Source organism: Prauserella endophytica, from assembly GCF_005146945.1.
GTDB classification, from domain to species: Bacteria; Actinomycetota; Actinomycetes; order Mycobacteriales; family Pseudonocardiaceae; genus Prauserella_A; species Prauserella_A endophytica.
In genome coordinates, this window is sequence record NZ_SWMS01000018.1 from 44,830 (window position 1) to 65,600 (window position 20,771).

General features: G+C 71.1%; 18 protein-coding genes. 11 read left to right on the top strand and 7 right to left on the bottom strand.

Going from position 1 to position 20,771, the window contains the following annotated elements; all coding sequences use genetic code 11:
- Positions 1–6: 6 nt before the first annotated feature.
- Positions 7–2,184: an alpha-ketoacid dehydrogenase subunit alpha/beta gene (locus tag FCN18_RS27165; protein ID WP_137096441.1), complete on the bottom strand. Its 2,178-nt coding sequence runs from the start codon at positions 2,182–2,184 to the stop codon at positions 7–9.
- A 164-nt stretch (positions 2,185–2,348) separates the two neighbouring features.
- Between FCN18_RS27165 and FCN18_RS27170 the strand changes: the two genes are divergently transcribed.
- The 4 genes from FCN18_RS27170 (at position 2,349) to FCN18_RS27185 (ending at position 5,426) form a co-directional block, all read left to right on the top strand.
- Complete coding sequence (locus tag FCN18_RS27170; protein ID WP_137096442.1) at positions 2,349–3,044, top strand: AraC family transcriptional regulator; 696 nt, start codon at positions 2,349–2,351, stop codon at positions 3,042–3,044.
- Positions 3,045–3,091: 47 nt separating this feature from the next.
- On the top strand, positions 3,092–3,988 hold the full coding sequence (locus FCN18_RS27175; protein WP_137096443.1) for a hypothetical protein: 897 nt from the start codon (positions 3,092–3,094) through the stop codon (positions 3,986–3,988).
- Positions 3,989–4,147: 159 nt separating this feature from the next.
- Positions 4,148–4,732 (top strand): MerR family transcriptional regulator, encoded by a 585-nt coding sequence (locus FCN18_RS27180; protein ID WP_112273160.1) that lies wholly within the window; start codon positions 4,148–4,150, stop codon positions 4,730–4,732.
- A gap of 40 nt (positions 4,733–4,772) precedes the next feature.
- Positions 4,773–5,426, top strand: a complete 654-nt coding sequence (locus FCN18_RS27185; protein WP_112272182.1) for an RES family NAD+ phosphorylase — start codon at positions 4,773–4,775, stop codon at positions 5,424–5,426.
- On the opposite strand, the gene FCN18_RS27190 is transcribed toward FCN18_RS27185, so the two are convergent.
- The gene (locus FCN18_RS27190) at positions 5,419–7,356 is read right to left on the bottom strand and encodes a S9 family peptidase (RefSeq protein ID WP_137096444.1); all 1,938 of its coding nucleotides are present in this window, start codon (positions 7,354–7,356) and stop codon (positions 5,419–5,421) included. The two genes, FCN18_RS27185 and FCN18_RS27190, sit on opposite strands and share 8 nt — an antisense overlap.
- 37 nt (positions 7,357–7,393) lie before the next feature.
- Positions 7,394–8,461, bottom strand: coding sequence for a TerC family protein (locus FCN18_RS27195; protein WP_112272186.1), 1,068 nt, complete (start codon positions 8,459–8,461; stop codon positions 7,394–7,396).
- A 251-nt stretch (positions 8,462–8,712) separates the two neighbouring features.
- Here FCN18_RS27195 and FCN18_RS27200 point away from each other — a divergent pair, with 251 nt between their 5' ends.
- Genes FCN18_RS27200 through FCN18_RS27210 form a run of 3 tightly spaced genes read left to right on the top strand, consistent with a single transcriptional unit; the run spans position 8,713 to position 13,376 of the window.
- Positions 8,713–11,649 carry an alpha/beta fold hydrolase gene (locus FCN18_RS27200; RefSeq protein ID WP_206077992.1) on the top strand — a complete coding sequence of 979 codons (2,937 nt, stop codon included), beginning with the start codon at positions 8,713–8,715 and terminating at the stop codon, positions 11,647–11,649.
- The gene (locus FCN18_RS27205) at positions 11,646–12,608 is read left to right on the top strand and encodes an ABC transporter permease (protein ID WP_113641369.1); all 963 of its coding nucleotides are present in this window, start codon (positions 11,646–11,648) and stop codon (positions 12,606–12,608) included. The genes FCN18_RS27200 and FCN18_RS27205 overlap by 4 nt, the downstream gene beginning before the upstream one ends.
- A gap of 9 nt (positions 12,609–12,617) precedes the next feature.
- Complete coding sequence (locus tag FCN18_RS27210) at positions 12,618–13,376, top strand: enoyl-CoA hydratase/isomerase family protein (RefSeq protein ID WP_112272190.1); 759 nt, start codon at positions 12,618–12,620, stop codon at positions 13,374–13,376.
- A 199-nt stretch (positions 13,377–13,575) separates the two neighbouring features.
- Here the strand turns inward: FCN18_RS27210 and FCN18_RS27215 are convergent, their stop codons facing one another.
- On the bottom strand, positions 13,576–13,959 hold the full coding sequence (locus FCN18_RS27215; protein WP_112272191.1) for a VOC family protein: 384 nt from the start codon (positions 13,957–13,959) through the stop codon (positions 13,576–13,578).
- Positions 13,960–14,055: 96 nt separating this feature from the next.
- On the opposite strand from FCN18_RS27215, the gene FCN18_RS27220 reads away from it, so the two are divergent.
- Positions 14,056–14,436, top strand: a complete 381-nt coding sequence (locus tag FCN18_RS27220) for a VOC family protein (protein ID WP_112272192.1) — start codon at positions 14,056–14,058, stop codon at positions 14,434–14,436.
- 9 nt (positions 14,437–14,445) lie between these two features.
- Here FCN18_RS27220 and uvrB read toward each other — a convergent pair whose 3' ends face one another.
- The 3 genes from uvrB to FCN18_RS27235 form a co-directional block, all read right to left on the bottom strand.
- Entirely contained in the window at positions 14,446–16,605 is a 2,160-nt protein-coding gene (gene uvrB, locus FCN18_RS27225) for an excinuclease ABC subunit UvrB (protein ID WP_112272193.1), read from the bottom strand.
- A gap of 55 nt (positions 16,606–16,660) precedes the next feature.
- The gene (locus tag FCN18_RS27230) at positions 16,661–16,894 is read right to left on the bottom strand and encodes a hypothetical protein (RefSeq protein ID WP_228714157.1); all 234 of its coding nucleotides are present in this window, start codon (positions 16,892–16,894) and stop codon (positions 16,661–16,663) included.
- A 291-nt stretch (positions 16,895–17,185) separates the two neighbouring features.
- Entirely contained in the window at positions 17,186–18,445 is a 1,260-nt protein-coding gene (locus FCN18_RS27235; RefSeq protein ID WP_112272195.1) for a PucR family transcriptional regulator, read from the bottom strand.
- 57 nt (positions 18,446–18,502) lie between these two features.
- Here FCN18_RS27235 and FCN18_RS27240 point away from each other — a divergent pair, with 57 nt between their 5' ends.
- The 3 genes from FCN18_RS27240 (at position 18,503) to FCN18_RS27250 (ending at position 20,765) form a co-directional block, all read left to right on the top strand.
- The gene (locus tag FCN18_RS27240) at positions 18,503–19,021 is read left to right on the top strand and encodes a DUF402 domain-containing protein (RefSeq protein WP_112272196.1); all 519 of its coding nucleotides are present in this window, start codon (positions 18,503–18,505) and stop codon (positions 19,019–19,021) included.
- Positions 19,022–19,102: 81 nt separating this feature from the next.
- Positions 19,103–20,008: an ABC transporter ATP-binding protein gene (locus FCN18_RS27245; protein WP_112272197.1), complete on the top strand. Its 906-nt coding sequence runs from the start codon at positions 19,103–19,105 to the stop codon at positions 20,006–20,008.
- A 13-nt stretch (positions 20,009–20,021) separates the two neighbouring features.
- Positions 20,022–20,765 carry an ABC transporter permease gene (locus tag FCN18_RS27250; protein WP_228714152.1) on the top strand — a complete coding sequence of 248 codons (744 nt, stop codon included), beginning with the start codon at positions 20,022–20,024 and terminating at the stop codon, positions 20,763–20,765.
- The last annotated feature ends 6 nt before the right edge of the window (positions 20,766–20,771 follow it).

The window sequence follows — 20,771 nt, forward strand, 5'->3', positions numbered from 1 at the left end:
ACGGCGTTACTGCGCGATCTTGGTCAGCGTCTCGACCACGTCCGGCGCGCGCGCGATGGCCGCCTGCTCGAGCACCTTGCTGATGCTCGGCGCCGCCTCACCGCCGTGCACGCGCTGCACCGGCTGGTCGAGCCAGTCGAAGAGCCGGCGCTGGATCTCGTCGGCGAGCCAGGCTCCGTAGGACGTCCCGGCGGCGCCCTGCTCGACAATCACGACGTTGTTCGTCTTGCGCACGCTCTCGCCGATCGTGTCCCAGTCGAGGCTCGCTCGGTCGAGCCACCGCAGGTCCACCACCTCGACGTCGATGCCGTCGAGCTGTCCCGCGGCCTCCAGCACGACGTTCGTCATGGCCGAGTAGGTGAGCACCGTGAGGTCGGTGCCGGGGCGCTTGACGCTCGCCCTGCCGACGGGCAGGCAGTAGTCGAGATCGTCGGCTGGCCCGGGGCCGACGGCCTTGTACAGGTCGACGTGCTCGATCACCAGCACCGGGTCGTCGCAGGTGAGCGCGCTGTTCATCAGGCCCACGTAGTCGAAGGGCGTCGACGGCGCGACGATGCGCCAGCCCACGGCGGTGGCGAAGATGCCGGCGGGGTCCATGGAGTGCTGCGAGCCGTACCCCGCGCCCATGGCGATCTTCGTCCGCAGCACGAGCGGCACTTCGATGTCGCCGCCGAACATGTGCCGCACTTTGCCGATCTGGTTGAAGACCTGGTCGGCCGCCACCCAGACGAAGTCCGCGTACATGAGCTCGACGACCGGCCGGAACCGGTTGTCGACCGCGATCCCACCCGCGAGCCCCGCGAACGCGTTCTCGCAGATCGGCGTCCCCAGCACCCGGCCGGGGAACGCCGCCGCGAGCCCCTTGGTGGCGCCGTTGGTGCCGCCGCCGAGCTTGTGGACGTCCTCACCGAGCACCACGATCCGGTCGTCGGTGAGCATCCGCCGATGCATCACCTCGGGGATGACCTCCATGAACCTGCGCTGGACGACCTCGCCGTCGAACGCCTCGTCGTCGACGACCCGCGCACCCTCGAACTCCTTGAGGTCGCTGCGGATCCCCACGTCGACGAACTCCGGGTCGGGCCACAGCGCGGGCCTGATGCGCTGCTCCCCCCGCTTCCCGCCGGGCAGGGGCTCCAGCAGCGCGGCACCGATCTCCTTGAGCGCGTCCTTCGCCTGGCCGAGGAACTTCTCGCAACCCGCCTCGGTCAGCAGCTCGCGCTCGGCGAGCCGCCGGATCATCGCATCGAGCGGGTCGCGCGCCTTCCACTCGGCCTCCTCGTCCTTCGTCCGGTAGCCGAAGGCACTGCCGGGGAAGGGCCCGTTCTGGTGGAAGTACCGGTAGACGTCGGCCTCGATCAGGGTCGGCCCGTGGCCCGCGCGCATGTGCTCCACGGCCTGCACCATCGCGAGGTGGACGGCGAGCGGGTCCATGCCGTCGACGCGCCAGCTGCGGATGCCGAAGCCGGGCCCCCTCGCCGAAAGCCGGCTCTCCCCTGTCGCCTCCTCGACCGTCGTCGCCACGGCGTACTGGTTGTTCTCGATGAAGAAGCACACCGGCAGCCGCCACGCCGCCGCGAGGTTGAACGTCTCGAGTGCGGCGCCGATGTTGACCGCGCCGTCGCCGAGAAACGTGACCGAGACGGCGTCGTCCCCGGCCTGCCTGCTCGCCCAGGCGAACCCGGCGGCCTGCGGCACCGCACCGCCCACGATCGCGTTGGTGCCCATCGCCCCGGCCTCGCGCCAGCGCAGGTGCATGGAGCCACCCCGGCCACGGCAGTAGCCCTCCGCCAGGCCGCAGATCTCGGCGAGGGTGCGGCGCAGCATCGCCTTCAGGTCCGGCCGCAACGTCTCCTCGGGGTCGACGCCGTCCGGGGCGAGGTAGCCGAGCGCCTTGGACAGGAACTGGTGATGTCCCCGGTGTGAGCCGTTGATCGTGTCGGCGGGCCGCAGCGCGAGCACGGCGCCAGCGGCGCCGCCCTCCTGCCCGATGCTGGAGTGCGCGGGTCCGTGCACCAGGCCCTTCCTGGCGAGGTCGAGGACGTATTCCTCGAAGACCCGGATGAGGGCGACGTGGACGAACAGGGTCTTGAGCAGGGCCGGATCGGCCTGCCGCCAGTCCTCGTCGGTCGCCCTCAGCTCTTGCCAGCCGGAGGCCGCGTGCAGCTCCGTGTACTCGGGCATCGCTCTCCTCCACCGAACAGCGTCACAGCGTCTCAGCGCGACGTTTCGCTACACGAATCTATAGTTTCAAATTACAGTAGCGACGCCCTGTACGTCCCGCAAGGGACCGCCCGGACGGCACTTCCCATCCCGTGACCGTCGGACCCCGCAGGCATCATGAAGGCATGTACCGCGAGAGCCCCGCGCCCGCGCACCTGCGCGACGCCGTGCGCTGCCTTTGGCGCAGCAGGGTGACGCCGGGCAAGCGGATCGTGCCGGACGGCTGCGTCGACCTGATGGTGGCGGGCGAGCGGGTGTTCGTCGCCGGACCGGACACCCGGCACTGGGACACGGAGCTGCCCGGCGGCACCCTCGTGCACGGCATCCGTTTCCGGCCGGGGCACGCTCCGCGCGCGCTCGGCGTGGCGGCCGCGGAGCTGACCGACCAGCGGGTGACGCTCGCGGACCTGTGGGGCACGCGTGGAGCGGTCGTCACCGACCTGCTGCTGCACCGGCCCACCGCGCTCGGCGACGTCGTCGCGGGCCGGCTGTCCGCCGAGCGCGACCCGCTGCTGGAGACGCTGCTCGCCCGCCTCGACGGCGGCGTCGCACGGGTGTCGGAGGCGCTCCACGGGCTCGGCGTCGGCGAACGCCAGCTGCGCCGCCGGTTCACCCTCGCCGTCGGCTACGGGCCCGCCACCTACCTGCGCGTCGCCCGCTTGCAGCGTGCCATCGCGGGCAGCCACGCGGCCGCCGACCTCGCCTCGCTCGCGGCCACGGCCGGATACGCCGACCAGGCGCACCTCTCCCGTGACTGCCGCGACCTCACCGGCTCCACCCCGCGTGCCTACTTCCGGCTCACCGGCGCGCGGGCGGCGTGACCGTTCCGTTCAAGACCCCGGGCGCGCCGTCCTGCCATGCTCACGACATGAGCACACCGCCACTCGAGCGCGCCCGCGCCTTCCTGCTGACCCACGCCAGACTGCTGGAACGCCGCCTCGCCGAGCTGTGGCTCGGCACGCCGACCCCGGCGACGGCGTACGCGGTGCTCGATGCGCTCGCGGCCTACCGCAACCCCGACGGCGGGCTCGGGCACGCCCTCGAACCAGACGCGCGCGGGCCGGAGAGCCAGCCGCTCGCCGTCGACTTCGCACTCGAGGCCGTCGAGCAGGTGCTGGACTCGCCCACCGGCGCCGACCCGGCGGTCCGCGCGAGGGTCGCGGAGTTCGCCGCGAGCCTCGTGCCCTACCTGGAGTCGGTGGCCGCACCCTCCGGCGGGCTGCCGATCGTGCTGCCCTCGATCGCCGCGTACCCCAGGGCCTCGCACTGGGGTGACGGGCGGTTCCCGCCCGGGCTCAACCCGACGGCGGGCATTGTCACGCGCCTGCGCCGCGCGGGAGCGAAAGGAGCGTGGCTCGACGCCGCCGACGACTTCTGCCGCGCCGAGATCGACCAGCTCACCGACCTCGACGGGCACAGCGCGCTGAACGTGCTCCACTTCCTCGTCCACGCCCCCGACCAGGACTGGGCCGCAGGCCACCGCGCGGAGATCGGCGGCCGCCTCGGCGACCTGCCCCATTTCCATCTCCACCCGGGCGAGGGCTACGGGCTCACCCCGCTCGATCTGGCCCCGCTGCCGGAGGACCCGCTGCGTGAGCTGGTCCCCGCCGACGCCATCGCCGCCCACCTCACGGCGCTCGCGGGGGCCCAGCAGCCCGACGGCGGCTGGCCGGTCTCGTGGGAGCCGCCGGGACCGGCGTCGCTGCTGGAGTGGCGCGGCGTCGTGACGCTCAAGGCCGCGCGCGTGCTGGCCGCGAACCCCTGACGAAGCGGACCCTGGACGTCTCCGGAGGCGAGGGGCAGACTGAGACGATCGTCTACCGCAGGTGTTTGACCATGTGCGTTCGGTATTAATGACGGTGAGATCTCGCACAAATAGGACCGAGGAGCGCACGAACCCGCACAGGCGGGCTAGTCTATGCGCATGTCTGTCGCGCTAGAGAACGTCCTCGCCAAGGCCGGCCTCCGGGTCAGCTCGTCGCAGTTCTTGGCACTGGTGGAGGAGGCGGCACGACGACTTTCCCCGCCGAACCCGGAGCCGGCGCACTACTTCTCCGCCGAGCAGCAGGAGGCGCTCAGCGACGTGGGGCTGGACCTCGCCTCGCACCGCCAGGGCGAGACCGACTACCGCGCCCGCAGCGTGGCCGAGCACGCCGTGCTCGCCGACTCGGCCCTCACGGTGCTCGAGGCGGCCCGCAGGCTCGGCGTCGACGACAGCAGGATCAGGCACCGTCTCAAGGAACGCAGGCTCACCGGCTGGAAGGACCAGGGCGGCTGGCGCCTGCCCGCGTGGCAGTTCACCGCCACGAGCGTCCTGCCGGGCATCGAGACCGTGCTGCGTGCCGTGCCCGAGGACGCGCCCGCGCTCGTCGTCGCGGCGTTCATGAGCACCCCGCAGTCCGACCTGGTGATCAACGGCAAGCCCGCCACGCCTCGGCAATGGCTGCTCGCCGCGGGCGATCCGGAGCCCGTCGCGCAGCTCGCGACCACGCTCGGCACCCCGGCCTGAACACACAGCGAGAGCACGAGGAGACGGTTAGTCACGCTCCATGGCAAGGCTGCCACTACCACCCGCGCGCGCGGTGCTGCTCAACGAGCTGCGCAGGAACGAGGACATCGTCGCGGTGCACCCGGCCACCCGCCTGGTCCGGATCTTCACCGCACGCGGCAACCACCCGCAGCGCTGGGACACCTTCCGCTACACCGGCCCGCTGCCGCACGGCCGCTTCGACCCGCAGCAGCCGCGGCACGGCGAGCCCGTGCACGACCCGCACAACGGCGTCCTCTACTTCGGACTCTCCGTGCGCACGAGCATCGCGGAGGTGTACCAGACCACGTCCACTGTGGATCGCAAGACGCGTGGCCCGCACCTGGTGGTCGTCCGGCCGTCGCGGACCCTTCGCCTGCTCGACCTCTCCGGCCTGTGGCCCACGCGGGTCGGCGCCTCGCAGGAGATCTCCAGCGGCCCGAAGAAGATCACCCAGGCCTGGGCGAGGGCCGTGCGTGCGGCGTTCGGCGACCTCGACGGCCTCTGGTACCGCTCGTCGATGGACTCCGGCGCACCGGCCATCTGCCTGTGGGACCCGCCCTCGGGTGGCGCGCTGCCGTCGTCGCCCGACGTGCTGCTGCCGCTTGACCACCCGGGTCTCGACGTACCGCTCAGCCGTGTCTGCCAGGAGCTGAACTACCTGATGCTCAACTGACCGGCAGGTGCCGGCTCCACCAGTCGAGCACTGCCTCGAAACGCTGCAGGCGGTGCCTGGGCTTGCCGGAGCGGGTCAGCTCGTGGCCTTCGCCGGGGAACAGCAGGAACTCGGTCTCCGTGCCGTTCTTCCTGAGCGCCACGAACATCCGCTGTGCCTGCTCGAGGGGGCAGCGCCAGTCCTGTTCGGAATGCACTACGGCGAACGGGATCCGGATGTCGGCGGCGTAGGTGAGCGGGCTGCGCCTGCGCTGTTCCTCCGGATCGGCGCCCACGTAGTTCTCGGTGAAGAACCAGCCGATGTCGGAGCTGCCGGAGAAGGAGTCCCACGCGTTGACGGCCCGCTCGCTCCACGCGGCGCGGAACCGCTCGCCGTGGTGCGACGCGAGCCAGCCGGTCATGAACCCGCCGTAGGATCCGCCCATGACGCCGACCCGCCCGGAGTCCACATCGGAGCGTTCCAGCGCCGCGTCGAGCAGGGCCAGCAGGTCGTCTGCGTCGACAGTGCCGAGCGCCCCGATGACGGCGCGCCCGTGGCTTTCGCCGTAGCTCGCCGACCCCCGCGGGTTGGCGAGCACCACGGCGTAGCCGGCCGATGCGTACACCTGCGCCTCGTCGAAGAGACTCCACTCGTAGGGCGCGAACGGTCCGCCGTGTATGACGAGCAGCACGGGGTGCGGGCCCTCACCATCGGGCAACACGAGCCAGCCGTGCACGGGGTATCCGTCGGGCGCGGTGGCGGTGATCTCCTCGGCGGGCCGGATGCCGCTGTCGCGCAGCGGCGCGGAGAAGTCGGTCAGCGGACGCGCCTCGCCGCCGGTCAGCAGCACGACCTCGCCCGCGTCGGCGGGCCCGGCCTGCACGAGGACGATCGTGTCCCCGTCGACGGCGAAGCCACGCACGGCGGCACGCTCACCGGCGAGCAGCTTGAGCCCGGACAGCTCGACGCGGTCACCGTCGCGCGGCACCGAGCGCAACTCCGCCGCGCCGCGGTTGCGCACCACCACGAGCACACCGTCCTCGTACGGAGCGGGCTCGCCCACCGGGGCGCAGTCGACGGTCTCCGTGTCGGTCAGCCTCCTCGGCTCCTCGCCGGAGGCGGCGGCCCACAGGCCGGTGTTGCGGGCGACCTCGGAAAGCCCCTCGAACTCGAAGCCGTAGTAGAAGATCGTGCCGTCGGCGGCGACGGAGGGGTGCGCGGCGGTGCCCCTGGTGCGCACCGCGAGCACCGGGTCGCCGCCCTCGGCCGGGACCGCGTACAGGTCGGTGTGCAGCGTCTCGGTGCGGTCCCAGTCGCGCGGGGCGACGACGAGCACCGACTCGCCGTCGGGTGTCCACGCCGGATCGGAGACGTCGGCCTCGCCCGCGGTCAGCGGTGAGGACTCCGGCTCGGGCGCGGACGCGTCCACCACGAACAGGCGCTTCGGCCGGTCGCGGACAAATCCGATGTCGTCGATGCGGTAGTCGAACCGCGTGATGCGGCGCGGAGCCTCCTCGGCAGGCTCGGGGGCGTCGTCCTCGCCGGGCAGAGGGGTGCCGTAGCGGCCGGGCTCCGGCACGCGCGCGGTGAACGCGATGCGCCGCGAGTCGGGTGCCCACACCGGTGCGTCCACGCCGAGGGGAAGCTCGGTGAGCCTGCGCGCCTCGCCGCCCGAGACGGGCATGACGTGCAGCTGAGGGCGGGAGAGCGGCCCGGACCTGCCGGTGCCGCGAAGGAAGGCGACCCACTGACCGTCCGGCGAGACGGCGGGTGCGCTGTCGCGCTCTCCGTGGGTCCAGGGGGTGTCGGCGCCGTCCGGCCCGATCCGGCGCAGCGAACTCCGGTAGGAGTTGCCTGCCAGATCGGGCCGAGACAGCGCGACCAGGATCAGGTCGCCGGCGAGTGCCGGCCTGCCGGGAACGGCGAGCAGTTCGAGGTCAACGGGACGCACGGCCCCGACACTACCCGATCCTTAGCAGAACTAACGGTTATTTCTCGGTCCGCGAACCGGCTTCCTGCTCCGTGTGGTCCTGACCCTCGAGCTCGTCCTCGCGCTTCGCCCGCTGCTCGGGCGCCTCGGCCTTCAGGTTCATGCCCCCGGCGCTCGCGGCCTCGGGGTCACGCTTGGCCTTGCGCAGGCTGAGCAGCGTGGTGGCGGTCAGGACCGCCACGATGAAGCCGAGCGACATCCAGTTGTTGATCTCCAGCCAGGCCGGGGTCACGTGGTACTCGTGCAGCGCGTGCAGCACGAGCTTGAGTCCGATGAACCCGAGGATGATCGCCAGACCGTAGGACAGGTAGACGAGCTTGTTGACCAGACCGCCGAGCAGGAAGTACAGCTGCCGCAGCCCCATCAGCGCGAAGGCGTTGGCGGCGAACACCAGGTAGGCGTCCTGCGTGATACCGAAGATCGCGGGGATCGAGTCGACGGCGAACAGCAGGTCGGCGCTGCCGATCGCGATGATCACCACGAACATCGGCGTGATGTAGCGCTTGCCGTCCTTCTTGACGAACGAGTGGTGACCCACGTAGTCGTCGGTCACCGGGAAGATCTTGCGAACCCAGCGCGTGACGGCGTTCTCGTGGTACTCCTCGTGCGCGCCGCTGTCGCGGACCATGCTGACGGCCGTCCACACGAGAATGGCGCCGAAGAGGAAGAAGATCCACACGAACTGCGCGATCAGCGCGGCACCGACCGCGATGAACGCACCGCGCATCACCAGCGCGATGAGAATACCGATCAGCAGGACCCGGTGCTGGTGGATCGCCGGGACCTTGAACGACGACATGATCACCATGAAGATGAACAGGTTGTCGACCGACAGCGAGTACTCGGTGATGTACCCGGTGAAGAACTCGACCCCAGGATCGTGCCCACCGAACACCCACACCCCGATGCCGAAGAGCACGGCGCACGAGACGTAGAAAGTCACCCAGCGGGCGGCCTCGCCTGTCGTGACCTCGTGCGGCTTGCGGTCGACGATCACGAGGTCGATCGCGATCAGGACGAGCAGCCCGCCAATGGTGGCGAGCCACAGCCAAAAGGGCACCGTCATCTAAAGAATCCTCCGGTTAGCGGAATAGTGGCCACTACCCGGAGGTCTCTCCCACCGGACGCACCGGCCGACGGCGCCGGGTGCCCCAAGGGACAGCCGTGTTGACGACGCCGTCGCGAAGGAATACTTCCCTCCACAACGCCTCCATCATCGCGGGTCGCAGTCCGGAAAGCCAGCCACGATCACGCACGTCACCTTGCTTGCATGCGTAACTTCGGTCACATCGGGCAACCCTGTGAACCTAGCGCGGGATGCCCCGCGGACGTTCTCAGCAAACGCACCATAATGTGAACGCCGTGCCCCGAACACTCGAGCTACGCGGCCGTCGCGGCCGCCTGCTGACGATCTTTCTCGTGGCCGCGGTGCTGGCCACGGGCGGCGCGGTCTGGCTGACCAGCGGCGACGAGCCCGCCCGGTTCCACACCCAGGACGCGACCATCGACGTCGCCGCGGCGCCCGGCTCACCCGAACGAGTCCAGCTCGACGTGACGCTGTACCTGCCCGAGCGGACGCCGGCACCAGCCGTGCTGCTGCCGCACGGCTTCGGCGGAGACAAGACGAGCGTGAGCCGCGACGCGGGCGAGCTCGCCGAGCGCGGCTTCGTGGTGCTGACCTACTCGGCCCGCGGCTTCGGGCACAGCACAGGGCAGATCTCGCTGAACGACCCCGACTACGAGGTGGCCGACGCCGCCCGCCTGGTCGACCACCTGGCGAGCCTGCCCGAGGTGCTCATGGACTCCGACGGCGACCCGCGCGTCGCCGTCACCGGCGCCTCCTACGGTGGCGCGCTCGCGCTGATGCTGGCGGGCACGGACCGGCGGATCGACGCGATCGCGCCGGTGATCACCTACAACGACCTCGCGCAGGCACTGCTGCCCAACGCCGCGACCAGGGACGACGTCCAGGCGGGCACGCCGTCACCGGGCGCGTTCGGCGACGACGGTGTCCTCAAGCGGGCGTGGGCGGGCACGCTCTTCGCCGCGGGCCTCGGCGTCCCCTCCACCTCCGGTGGCACCGGTCCCGACGCCGTCGAGCCCGGTGACGAGGTGGACAACGACGACGTCGGCACCGGTCCGGCCTCGGCGGGGGCATCGGCCCCGGCCGCCTCGGGCGGCGCGCGGCAGCCCCCGGTCGCCGCGCCGCAGTCGGGCACGTGCGGCCGGTTCACCCAGGCCGTGTGCGCCGCCTACACCGACGTGGCCACCGACGGGCGCGCCTCCGACCGCACGGTCGAGCTGCTGCGCCGCCTCTCCCCCGCCTCGGTCACCGGCGACATCACCGTGCCGACGCTGCTGGTGCAGGGTGAGAACGACACGCTGTTCGGGCTCGACCAGGCCGACGCCAACGCCCGGCAGATCACCGAGGCCGGGGGCACGGTCTCCACGATCTGGTACACGGGCGGCCACGACGGCGGCGGGCCGGGACCGCAGCTGCGCGGCAAGATCGCCGACTTTCTCAGCTTCCACCTCACCGGCGAGGGCGAGGATCCCGGAACGCCGTTCACCTACGACGTGCAGGGCGCGCTGCGGGCCAACGGCGCGCCGTCCGTGCGCAGCGTGCAGGCGGCCGCGTACCCGGGGCTGACCTCGGGCACCACCGAGCGCCGCGCCATCGAGCTCGCCGGAGATGAGCAGACGGTCGTACGCCCACCGGGCGGTACGCCCGCCGCGGTCAGCGGCATCCCCGGCCTCAACCGGGTGGTGGCGGGCTCCTCGCGGTTGTCCGGCCTGTTCTCGGTGGACCCGCCCGGCCAGTCGGCGGTGTTCGCGTCGCGGCCCGCCGGCTCGCAGCTGCTGCTCGCCGGCGCCTCGACCGTGCGGCTGCGCGTGTCGGCCGACGGCCCGGTGCCCGACGGCGGAGCGGTGCTCTTCGCCAAGCTCTACGACGTCAGCCCCGACGGCAGCCGGACGTTGCCGGGCAGCGCGATCGCCCCGATCCGCATCCCGGACCTGCCCGCCGACGGGTCACCGGCCGAGATCACGGTGACCCTGCCCGGCGTGGTGCGGCCCATCGAGGCGGGCCACTCGCTGCAGCTCGTGGTCGGCACCACCGACCAGGCCTACGCCACCCCCACCGAGCCCGCCGCGTTCAACATCTCACTGGTCGAGGGCTCGCCGCTGTCGGTACCGGTGGTGCCGGGCAACACGGTGACGTCCGGCTGGCCGGTCGGGCAGCTGCTCGGCATCGCGGGCACTCTCCTCGCCGCCGCGCTGGTGGCCGTCGTGGCCGCGCTGCGCCGCAAGCGCTCGCACAGGGTGGACCCGGAGCTCGCCGAGACACCGATGGTGATCGAGGGGCTCACGAAGTCGTACCCCGGCGGGCTCACCGCCGTGGACGACCTCTCCTTCCGCGTCGAACCGGGTCAGGTGCTCGGCCTGCTCGGCCCCAACGGCGCCGGCAAGACCACGACGCTGCGCATGCTGATGGGCCTGATCACGCCCACGAAGGGCGAGATCAGGGTGTTCGGCTACCGCGTCACGCCCGGAGCTCCGGTGCTCTCCCGCATCGGCTCGTTCGTCGAGGGCTCCGGCTTCCTGCCGCACCTGTCCGGCGAGGCCAACCTGCGGCTGTACTGGCAGGCCACCGGGCGGCCCGAGGAGAAGGCCCACTTCAGCGAGGCGCTGGAGATCGCAGGCCTCGGTGACGCCGTCCACCGCCGGGTGCGCACCTACAGCCAGGGCATGCGGCAGCGGCTCGCGATCGCGCAGGCGATGCTCGGCCTGCCAGAGCTGCTCGTACTCGATGAGCCCACCAACGGGCTCGACCCGCCGCAGATCCACCAGATGCGGGAGGTGCTGCGGCGCTACGCGGCGACCGGGCGCACGGTCGTCGTGTCCAGCCACCTGCTCGCCGAGGTGGAGCAGACCTGCACGCACGTGGTCGTCATGCACCGCGGGCGGCTCGTGGCCTCGGGCGAGGTGCACGAGATCGTCGCCGCGGGCGGCGAGGCGACGTTCCGGGTGGACAACCCGGAGGCGGCGGCCGAGGCGCTGCGCGCCGTCGGCGGAGTGTCCGGTGTGGACATCGAGGGCACGCTCGTGCACGCCGACCTCGACGGGCTCGCCCGCTCCGAGGCCGTCGCGGCGCTCGTGCGGGCCGGGGTGTCCGTGGAGCAGGCGGGGCCGAGGCGGCGCCTGGAAGACGCGTTCCTGCAACTGGTCGGGGAAGGTGGTGAGGGCAGCTCATGAGCAAGGCGAGCAAGCCCGCCGAGGAGAACGCGCGCCTCGACCACGGCGTGCACACCGACCCGGCGGCGCTGGACGAGCTGACCGACGCGGCCAGCAGCGAGACGACCGAGGTCGGCGCCGACGGTGCCGTCGCGGGGTACAGGGCGAGCCGCACCCTGCGGCTCGGCGTCGAGCTGCGCAGGCAGCTGCGCAGGCGGCGCACCCAGCTCGTGCTCGGGTTCGTGGCGCTGCTGCCGTTCATCCTCGTCGTGGCGTTCGAGATCGGCGACGCGAACCCGAACAACCGCTCGGGCGGCTTCATCGACCTGGCCACGGCGAGCGCGCCGAACTTCGTGGTGCTCGCGATGTTCGTGTCGGGTTCGTTCCTGCTGCCGATGATCGTGGCGCTCTACTTCGGGGACACCATCGCGAGCGAGTCGTCGTGGTCGAGCCTGAAGTACCTGCTCGCGATCCCGGTGCCGCGCCATCGGCTGCTGCGGCAGAAGGCGATCACCTCGGCGCTGCTGTCGGCGCTGACGCTCGCGGTGCTTCCGGTGGTGTCGCTGCTCGTCGGCGTGCTCTGGTACGGAGCGGGAGACGCGATCAGCCCGACGGGAGACTCGATCTCGTTCGGGCAGAGCGTGGTGGCCATCCTGCTCGGCACCGTCTACATCATGATCCAGCTGGCGTGGGTCGCCGGTCTCGGGCTGCTGCTGAGCGTGTCGACCGAGGCTCCGCTCGGCGCGGTCGGCGGCGCGGTGCTGGTGTCGATCCTTTCCCAGATCCTCGACCAGATCACCGCGCTCGGTGACCTGAGGGACTTCCTGCCCACGCATTTCTCGTTCGCGTGGATGGACCTGATCGCCACCGACATCGACTGGACGGAAATGGCCAGCGGCGCGCTCTCGGCGGCACTGTATGCGACGATCTTCGGTCTGCTGGCCGCACGCCGGTTCGCGACCAAGGACATCACGAGCTAGGGGGTCCGGATGCCGTCGATCCACCTCGAACCCGAGGGTGACATCGCCGTGCTGCGCATGGAGCACGGCAGGGCGAACGCGCTCGACATCGCGCTCTGCCGCGAGCTGAGCACACGGTTCGAGGAGGTTGCCGAGGCGGGCGGCTTCCGGGCCGTGGTGCTGACGGGCACCGGCGGCGTGTTCTCCGCCGGGGTGGACCTGAAGCAGATCGTCGAGGGCGGCGCCCGGTACGTGGCGGAGTTCCTGCCCGCCCTTTCGGACGCGTTCCTGAGCGTGTTCGACTTCCCGCTCCCCGTGGTCGCGGCGGTGAACGGGCACGCGATCGCGGGCGGTGGCGTGCTCGCCGCCGCGTGCGACCACCGCGTGCTCGACGCGGGGCACGGGCGCGTCGGCTGGACCGAGCTGCTGGTCGGCGTGCCGTTCCCGCTCGTGGCGATGGAGATCCTGCGCTGCGCCTACGGCTCGGCGCGCCTGCCGGGGCTCACGTTCACCGCGGGCACCCCCTCCGGGGAGGAGGCGCTGGCGCTCGGCCTGGTCGACGAGCTCGCCGAGGCCGGCCGGGTGCTGCCGAGAGCGCTGGAGGCGGCCCGCGCGCTGGGCGCCGTGTCCCCGGCCGCGTTCGCGCACACGAAGAACCAGATCCACCGGCCGTACAACGAGCGCATCGGCGAGCAGCGCGCCGCCGACGACGCGAGGGTCGAGCAGCTCTGGTCGGCGCCGGAGACCCTCGCATCGATCGGCGACTACGTGCGCTCGGTGCTCGGCTAGGCCATCGCTGCGGCTCGGCAACGGTCAGCCCCACCGGTACTCGAGGAGCTTCCCGTCGAGGGCCACGACCCCGTCAGCCAGAGCCTCGTCTTCGCGGCGACGGCCGCCGGGCGGCTTCCTGCTTCGTCAACATGGCGCCGGCCGTAGTGCCGTTACGTTGCGCCGGTCTTCCGGCGAAGGGGCGGATCCTCGAGCCGGGTCACCGCACGCGGAACTCGTTGCCCTCCGGGTCCTGCAGGACCAGACACCGTCCCGTGGCGTCGTGCACCTCGCGCAGCACCGTCGCCCCGCCCTGGGTGAGCACCGCTGCGCGCGCCCGCACCTGCTCCCAGCCCTGCTCCGTGCCGGGGCGCGGTGCGCTGGCGTTGACGTCGATGCGCACGCGGTTCTTCACCGTCCTGCCGTCCGGCACGCGCTGGAACAGCAGCCGCGGCCCCTTGCCGGCCGGATCCACGACGGCGGCCAGCAGGCCCTCCTCCCCCGGCCCCTCCGGTTCGACCTCGTAGTCGAGCGCGAGCGCCCAGAACTGCGCGAGCCTGCGCGGGTTGGCCGCTTCGAAGGTCACCTGCACGCCGAGTGCCATGTGGACAAGTGTGCCCCGGGGGCACGGACGATTTCCGGCGTAAACTTCGCCGATCAACAGCTCGCACACGGCCCACCCCGGCAAGGAGGCCGCCATATGTCCCGCCCAGTCCACTTCGAGATCTACGCGAGCGACCCGGAACGCGCGATCACGTTCTACGCGACGGTCTTCGAGTGGTCGTTCGAGAGATGGGGCACCAACCCGTACTGGCTCGTGTCCACGGGCGAGGGGCCCGGCATCGACGGCGGGCTCACGCAGCGGGACGGACCGGAGCCGGCGAAGGACGCCCCGCTGAACGCGTGCCCGCTCACCATGGACGTCGAGCACCTCGACGCCGCGCTCCGGAACGTGGAGCAGGCGGGCGGCACCATCGCCGAGCCCCGGCGCGCCATCCCCGGCGTCGGCTGGGTCGCCTACTGCCGGGACACCGAGGGCAACCTGTTCGGGCTCATGGAGAACGACCCGAGCGCGGAGTGACCCTGCCCCCTACTTGACGCCCGCGGCGTCCATGCCGCGCATCTCCTTCTTCAGCTCGGCGATCTCATCACGCAGCCGGGCGGCCAGCTCGAACTGCAGATCGCGTGCGGCCTGCATCATCTGGTCGGTCATCTGCTGGATGAGGTCGGCCAGCTCCGCGCGCGGCATCGTGCTGACGTCGCGATCGGTGAGCACACCCGAGCTGCGCACGCGGTCGCCCTGCTCCGGCTTCTTGCCGCGCGACGCGTTGCGCCCCGAGCCACCGACCGCGATGCCCTCCTCGGAGTCCTCGGCCTCGGTGTAGACCCGGTCGAGGATGTCGGCGATCTTCTTGCGCAATGGCTGCGGGTCGAGGCCCCGCTCCTTGTTGTACGCGATCTGCTTCTCGCGCCTGCGGTTGGTCTCGTCGATCGCGTACCGCATCGAGTCGGTGATCGAGTCGGCGTACATGTGCACCTGGCCCGACACGTTCCGCGCGGCGCGGCCGATCGTCTGGATCAGCGACGTCCCGCTGCGCAGGAAGCCCTCCTTGTCCGCGTCGAGGATCGCCACGAGCGACACCTCGGGCAGGTCGAGCCCCTCCCGCAGGAGGTTGATGCCGACGAGCACGTCGAAGTCGCCGGAGCGCAGCTGCCGCAGCAGCTCCACCCGGCGCAGGGTGTCGACCTCGGAGTGCAGGTACCGGACCCGGATGCCGAGCTCCAGCAGGTAATCGGTGAGGTCCTCGGCCATCTTCTTGGTCAGCGTGGTGACGAGCACGCGCTCGTCCTTCTCGGCCCGGGTACGGATCTCGTGGACCAGGTCGTCGATCTGGCCCTCGGTCGGCTTGACGACCACCTCGGGGTCGACCAGCCCGGTCGGACGGATGACCTGCTCGACGAACTCGCCGCCGGCCTGGCCCATCTCGTACGGTCCCGGCGTAGCCGAGAGGTACACCGTCTGCCCGATGCGGTCGGAGAACTCCTCCCAGGTCAGCGGCCGGTTGTCCAGCGCGCTGGGCAGCCGGAACCCGTGCTCGACGAGCGTGCGCTTGCGGGAGGCGTCGCCCTCGTACATGCCACCGATCTGCGGCACCGTCTGGTGCGACTCGTCGATGACGAGCAGGAAGTCGTCGGGGAAGTAGTCGAGCAGCGTGGCCGGAGCCGAACCGGCCGGGCGGCCGTCGACGTGCCGCGAGTAGTTCTCGATGCCGGAGCAGAACCCGACCTGACGCATCATCTCGATGTCGTAGCTCGTGCGCATGCGCAGGCGCTGCGCCTCCAGCAGCCTGCCCTGCTTCTCCAGCTTCGCGAGCTGTTCCTCGAGCTCCGCCTCGATGCCCTGGATGGCCTTCTCCATCCGTTCGGGGCCCGCGACGTAGTGGGTGGCCGGGAAGATCCGTACCTCGCCGACCTCGCTGACGATGTCGCCGGTGAGCGGGTGCAGGTAGTACAGCTTGTCGATCTCGTCGCCGAAGAACTCCACGCGGATCGCGAGCTCCTCGTACGCCGGGATGATCTCGACGGTGTCGCCGCGCACCCGGAACGTGCCGCGCGCGAACGCGAGGTCGTTGCGCGTGTACTGCACGTCAACCAGCGCCCGCAGGAACGTGTCGCGCTCCACCTCCTGCCCGACCTCCAGCTTCGCCGAGCGGTCGAGGTACGACTGCGGGGTGCCGAGACCGTAGATGCACGACACGCTGGCCACCACGATGACGTCGCGCCGCGACAGCAGGTTCATCGTCGCGGAGTGCCGCAACCGCTCCACGTCGTCGTTGATCGACGAGTCCTTCTCGATGTAGGTGTCGGTCTGCGGAACGTAGGCTTCCGGCTGGTAGTAGTCGTAGTAGCTGACGAAGTACTCGACCGCGTTGTTCGGGAACAGCTCCCTCAGCTCGTTGGCCAGCTGCGCCGCGAGCGTCTTGTTCGGCGCCATCACCAGTGTCGGCCGCTGCACCCGCTCGATCAGCCACGCCGTGGTGGCCGACTTGCCGGTACCCGTGGCGCCAAGCAGCACGACGTCCTTCTCGCCTGCCTTCAGCCTGCGTTCGAGCTCGTCGATGGCCGCGGGCTGGTCGCCTGCGGGCCGGTAGTCGCTGACCACCTCGAACCGGCCGTCCGACCGCGGGATCTCGGAGACGGGCCGGAACTCGGAATGCGCCAGCACGGGGTGTTCGGTTGCGAAAGCCACGTTCCCCAGGGTAAGCGCAGCCACCGACAATTCCCGCCCGGCGGCGGAGAACCCGCTAGGAGGCGCGGACCAGCCTGGGCGGCAGGTTGCGCGCCGACACCGCGAGGCACGTCTCGCACGGCATGCCGGTGAAGCCGGAAAGCAGCTCGGCCTGGCCGGGCAGGATCTCCTCGCCGCAGAGGGCGGCCAGCTCGCGGGGCGGTGTGCCGAGGGCCGGGTCCGGTGCGGGCACCAGGTGACACACGCGTCTGGTCTCGCCGACGACACCGCGCCGCAGGCGGACGACCATCACCGCTTCACCTGGTTCTTGCACTACGGACCCCATATCAGAAGAGTAGGGGCTCGCCAGGGCTGACGCTTCGTGCCACCCGACCAATGATCGCCGACACGACTGGTCCGGCAGACCGAAGAAGTGTCTCACGACGGGCCTGCCCTTCCTGCCCGGATCTGCAGTGAAGGCCACCATGCCTGCGCCCACCCGTCTCCCCCCACCACCCAAACGGAGACGCTGCGCGCCGCTGTGTTCGATTCCACGCAGTGAAGGTGGCCTTCACTGCGGGCGATGCCGGGGCGAGGAGGATCATGAGCGGCGGGGCAGGACGGCGGCGCCGAGCCGGTGGCACAGGTTGAGGGCGAGCTCGACGTCGAGCCGGTTGTCCGTGACGGGCCTGCCGAGCAGCTCCACGGCCTTGCGCACGCGGTACTGCACCGAGTTCTTGTGCATCAGCAGCCGCGCCGCGGCGGCGGTGTAGCTGCTGCCCGTGGCGAGGAAGACCCGCAGCGTCTCCCGCAGTCGTTCGTGCTGGTCGTCGTCAACCGCGAGCCCCCTCAGGGTGTCCTCGACCCACATCCGCGCCGCCGAAAGGTCCGACGCCATCAGCGCGAACGCGCCGACGTCACGGAACGCTAGTACCCGTTCACAGCCCTTGCCCGCGGCCACCGCGAGCGCGTGCACGCGCGCGGCCTGCCGGTGGGTCCGCCGGAACCCGTCGAGGTCGCGGCCAGGGTCGCCCACCGCGAGACGCACGTCGGCGTCACCCGCGATCGCCCGCTCCAGCGCCTCCGCGGTGGGCACCTCCGGCTCCCTGACCGGCAGCCACACCCACGCGCACAGCTCGTCGTTGGGCACGAACAGCGGCCGCGCGTCGCGCGCGAGCTGCTCGGCGAACCGGCCTGCCAGCGCCTCCAGCCCGCCCAGCGGGTCGATCGGGTGCGCGTTGTCGGGGTACCAGACCACGAGGCCGACGTGGTTGCCGCGCAGCCGGTAGCCGAGCGCGGCCTCGCTGGCGCCGATGTCAAGGCCGTCCTCGTCCAGCAGGGCGCGCACCCGTGCCGCCCGCACCGCGCTGCGGTTGAGCAGCCAGTTGTCGCGCTCCTCCTCGTAGGCGGTGACGACCTGCTGGGTGACGCGGTCAATGAACGTGAACGCGCCGGACAGCGCGTCGCGCATGGCGACGCCGAGCACGTCCACCTCGCGGATCTGCCGGATGCCCTCGTCGATCGCCTGCTCCAGCACCTCCATCTGCCCGAGGTAGTAGGCGCGGATCAGGTCCACCACCGGGGTGCCGCGCTGCGCGAGGCGGCGAGCGTACTCGAGCGCGGCGGCGGGTGCCTCGACGCGGGCCGGGTCGATGCCGTGCATGAAGATGCGCACCGCGGTGTCGATGTTCTGGTAGACGCTCGCGGAGAGCAGGCTCACCATGCCCTCGTCGTCGTGCACGAGGTGCGGCAGCTCCCGTTCGTAGAGGCTCACCAGCTCGGCCGTGACCTCCGCGGCACGCTCGTTGAGCGCCGCGGCGATCCGCGAGAGCCTCTCCGAGTGGCCGGCCGCGTCCTCCACGTGATCACTCTAGGGTGTTCGCTCGCCCTGTGGGAGCGAACCCCGCAAGATGGCAGCATGCATCCGCCGAAGCGTGAGAGGTTCGACGTCGCCGCACGCACCAACACCGATCCGAAGGGGATCGTCCGGGAGGTGGAGGAGTACCGCCGGACGCCGTTCGGCCTCTACCTGGCCCGCCCCACGCCCGGCCGCGAGCAGTTCCACTACCTCGAGTCGTGGCTGCTGCCCGCGCTCGGCTTGCGCGTGACCGACTTCTGGTTCAGTCCGGGGCACGAACGCGACCAGGACTTCTACCTCGACGTGGTGAGCATCGAGACCGAGGGCGACACGTGGCTGGTCACCGACCTCTACCTCGACCTGGTGCTGCGCAACGGCAAGGGGGTCGAGGTGCTCGACACCGACGAGCTGCTCGCGGCGGTCGCGGGCGGCATCGTGCCGCGGGGGCAGGCGTGCCGCGCGCTGGAAACCACCTACGCGACCGTCGACGCGCTCGCCAGCCACGGCTACGACCTCGCGCGCTGGTTGTCCACTGTGGACATCTCGCTGACCTGGCGGCGGCATCCACCGAACGGTTGATGCCGGCTGCGCCTGTGGGTGGACCGGGGTATGGCCGCCGGGACGATCCGGACAGCGCCCTTACCAAGCGATGCTTGGCCCATGCCCATCATCGACGTGCAGAACCTGCACAAGCGCTACGGCGACAAGGTCGCCGTCGAGGACGTCTCGTTCACGGTCGAGCGCGGGGAGATCTTCGGGATCCTGGGGCCGAACGGAGCCGGTAAGACCACGACCGTCGAATGCATCGAGGGCCTGCGCAAGCCCGACGGAGGCACCGTCTCCGTGCTGGGGCTCGACCCGCGGCGCGACACCGCCGAGCTGCGCCAGCGGCTCGGCGTCCAGCTGCAGGAGAGCGAGCTGCCGGAGCGGATGAAGGTGCGGGAGGCGCTCGACCTCTACGCCTCCTTCTACCGCAACCCCGCGAACCCGGACGAGCTGCTGGACATCCTCGGCCTGACCGCCAAGCGCGACTCCGCGTACAAGAAGCTCTCCGGCGGCCAGAAGCAGCGGCTCTCGATCGCCCTTTCGCTCATCGGCAACCCCGAGGTCGCCGTGCTCGACGAGCTCACGACGGGGCTCGACCCGCAGGCACGGCGCGAGGTGTGGGACCTGATCGAGCACGTGCGCGCGGGCGGCGTGACGATCGTGCTCGTCACCCACTTCATGGAGGAGGCCGAGCGCCTCTGCGACCGGCTCGCTCTCATCGACTCGGGCAAGGTCGCCGCGATCGACACCCCGGCAGGGCTCGTCGCGGGCGTCAACGACGAGCAGCGGATCCGGTTCCGGCCTTCGCGGCCGATCGAGGACTCGGTGTTCGCCGAGCTGCCCGAGGTCCGCAGCGTCGAGCGCCGCGGAGCGCAGCTCGTGATCACCGGCACCGGCAACGTGCTGCACGCGGTCACGTCCGTGCTGGCGCGCAGGCAGATCATCGCCGGTGAGCTGCGGGTGGACCAGGCCAATCTCGACGACGCGTTCGTCGCGCTCACCGGCCGGAAACTGGACTGAGGGGAAGAAGGACATGTCCGCACTGGGCAAGATGACCGCCAGCGAGACCAGACTGTTCCTGCGCGATCCCGGGGCCCCGATCACCGTGGTCGGGATCCCCGTGGCGCTGCTGCTCGTCTTCAGCCTCATCCCCGGCGCCAGCGAGCCGAACGCCGAGTTCGGCGGCAACTCCGTGATGGCCAACCTGATCGCCCCGCTGGCCGTCGCGATCCTGCTGGGGATGCTCGCACTGACGATCTTCCCGGCCTTCATGGCGACCTACCGGGAGAAGGGCGTCCTGCGCAGGCTCTCGGCCAGCCCCGTCTCACCGAGCACGCTGCTGATGGCCCAGCTGATCGTCAACCTCGTCGCCGCGCTCGTGGTGGTGCTGCTGGTCGTGGTGATCGGCACCGCCGTCATCGGCATGGAGGCACCGGCCAACCCGCTGGGCCTGACGGTCTCGATCGTGCTCGGCACAGCGGCGCTGTTCGCGATGGGCCTGCTGATCGCCGCCGTGGCGCCGACCGGCCGCGCGGCCGGCGCGATCGGCTCGGCGGCGTTCTTCCCGATGCTCGCGCTGGGCGGCGTGTGGGTGCCCAAGGAGCACCTGCCGTCGTTCTTCCAGGGTGTGGCGGACGTGTTGCCGATGGGCGCCACGTACAACGCGTTGCGGGAGACGTGGGCAGGCGGCGACCCGCAGCTGCTGCAGCTCGGCTCCCTGGTGGTGTTCACCGTGGTGTGCCTCGTGCTCGCGGCGCGGTTGTTCCGCTGGCAGTGACGGGGG

Coding starts and splice junctions, on each gene's coding strand:
- FCN18_RS27165 (WP_137096441.1), bottom strand. CDS start 2,184: ATGCCCGAGTACACGGAGCTGCACGCGGCCTCCGGCTGGCAAGAGCTG.
- FCN18_RS27170 (WP_137096442.1), top strand. CDS start 2,349: ATGTACCGCGAGAGCCCCGCGCCCGCGCACCTGCGCGACGCCGTGCGC.
- FCN18_RS27175 (WP_137096443.1), top strand. CDS start 3,092: ATGAGCACACCGCCACTCGAGCGCGCCCGCGCCTTCCTGCTGACCCAC.
- FCN18_RS27180 (WP_112273160.1), top strand. CDS start 4,148: ATGTCTGTCGCGCTAGAGAACGTCCTCGCCAAGGCCGGCCTCCGGGTC.
- FCN18_RS27185 (WP_112272182.1), top strand. CDS start 4,773: ATGGCAAGGCTGCCACTACCACCCGCGCGCGCGGTGCTGCTCAACGAG.
- FCN18_RS27195 (WP_112272186.1), bottom strand. CDS start 8,461: ATGACGGTGCCCTTTTGGCTGTGGCTCGCCACCATTGGCGGGCTGCTC.
- FCN18_RS27200 (WP_206077992.1), top strand. CDS start 8,713: ATGCCCCGCGGACGTTCTCAGCAAACGCACCATAATGTGAACGCCGTG.
- FCN18_RS27205 (WP_113641369.1), top strand. CDS start 11,646: ATGAGCAAGGCGAGCAAGCCCGCCGAGGAGAACGCGCGCCTCGACCAC.
- FCN18_RS27210 (WP_112272190.1), top strand. CDS start 12,618: ATGCCGTCGATCCACCTCGAACCCGAGGGTGACATCGCCGTGCTGCGC.
- FCN18_RS27215 (WP_112272191.1), bottom strand. CDS start 13,959: ATGGCACTCGGCGTGCAGGTGACCTTCGAAGCGGCCAACCCGCGCAGG.
- FCN18_RS27220 (WP_112272192.1), top strand. CDS start 14,056: ATGTCCCGCCCAGTCCACTTCGAGATCTACGCGAGCGACCCGGAACGC.
- FCN18_RS27230 (WP_228714157.1), bottom strand. CDS start 16,894: ATGGTCGTCCGCCTGCGGCGCGGTGTCGTCGGCGAGACCAGACGCGTG.
- FCN18_RS27240 (WP_112272196.1), top strand. CDS start 18,503: ATGCATCCGCCGAAGCGTGAGAGGTTCGACGTCGCCGCACGCACCAAC.
- FCN18_RS27245 (WP_112272197.1), top strand. CDS start 19,103: ATGCCCATCATCGACGTGCAGAACCTGCACAAGCGCTACGGCGACAAG.
- FCN18_RS27250 (WP_228714152.1), top strand. CDS start 20,022: ATGTCCGCACTGGGCAAGATGACCGCCAGCGAGACCAGACTGTTCCTG.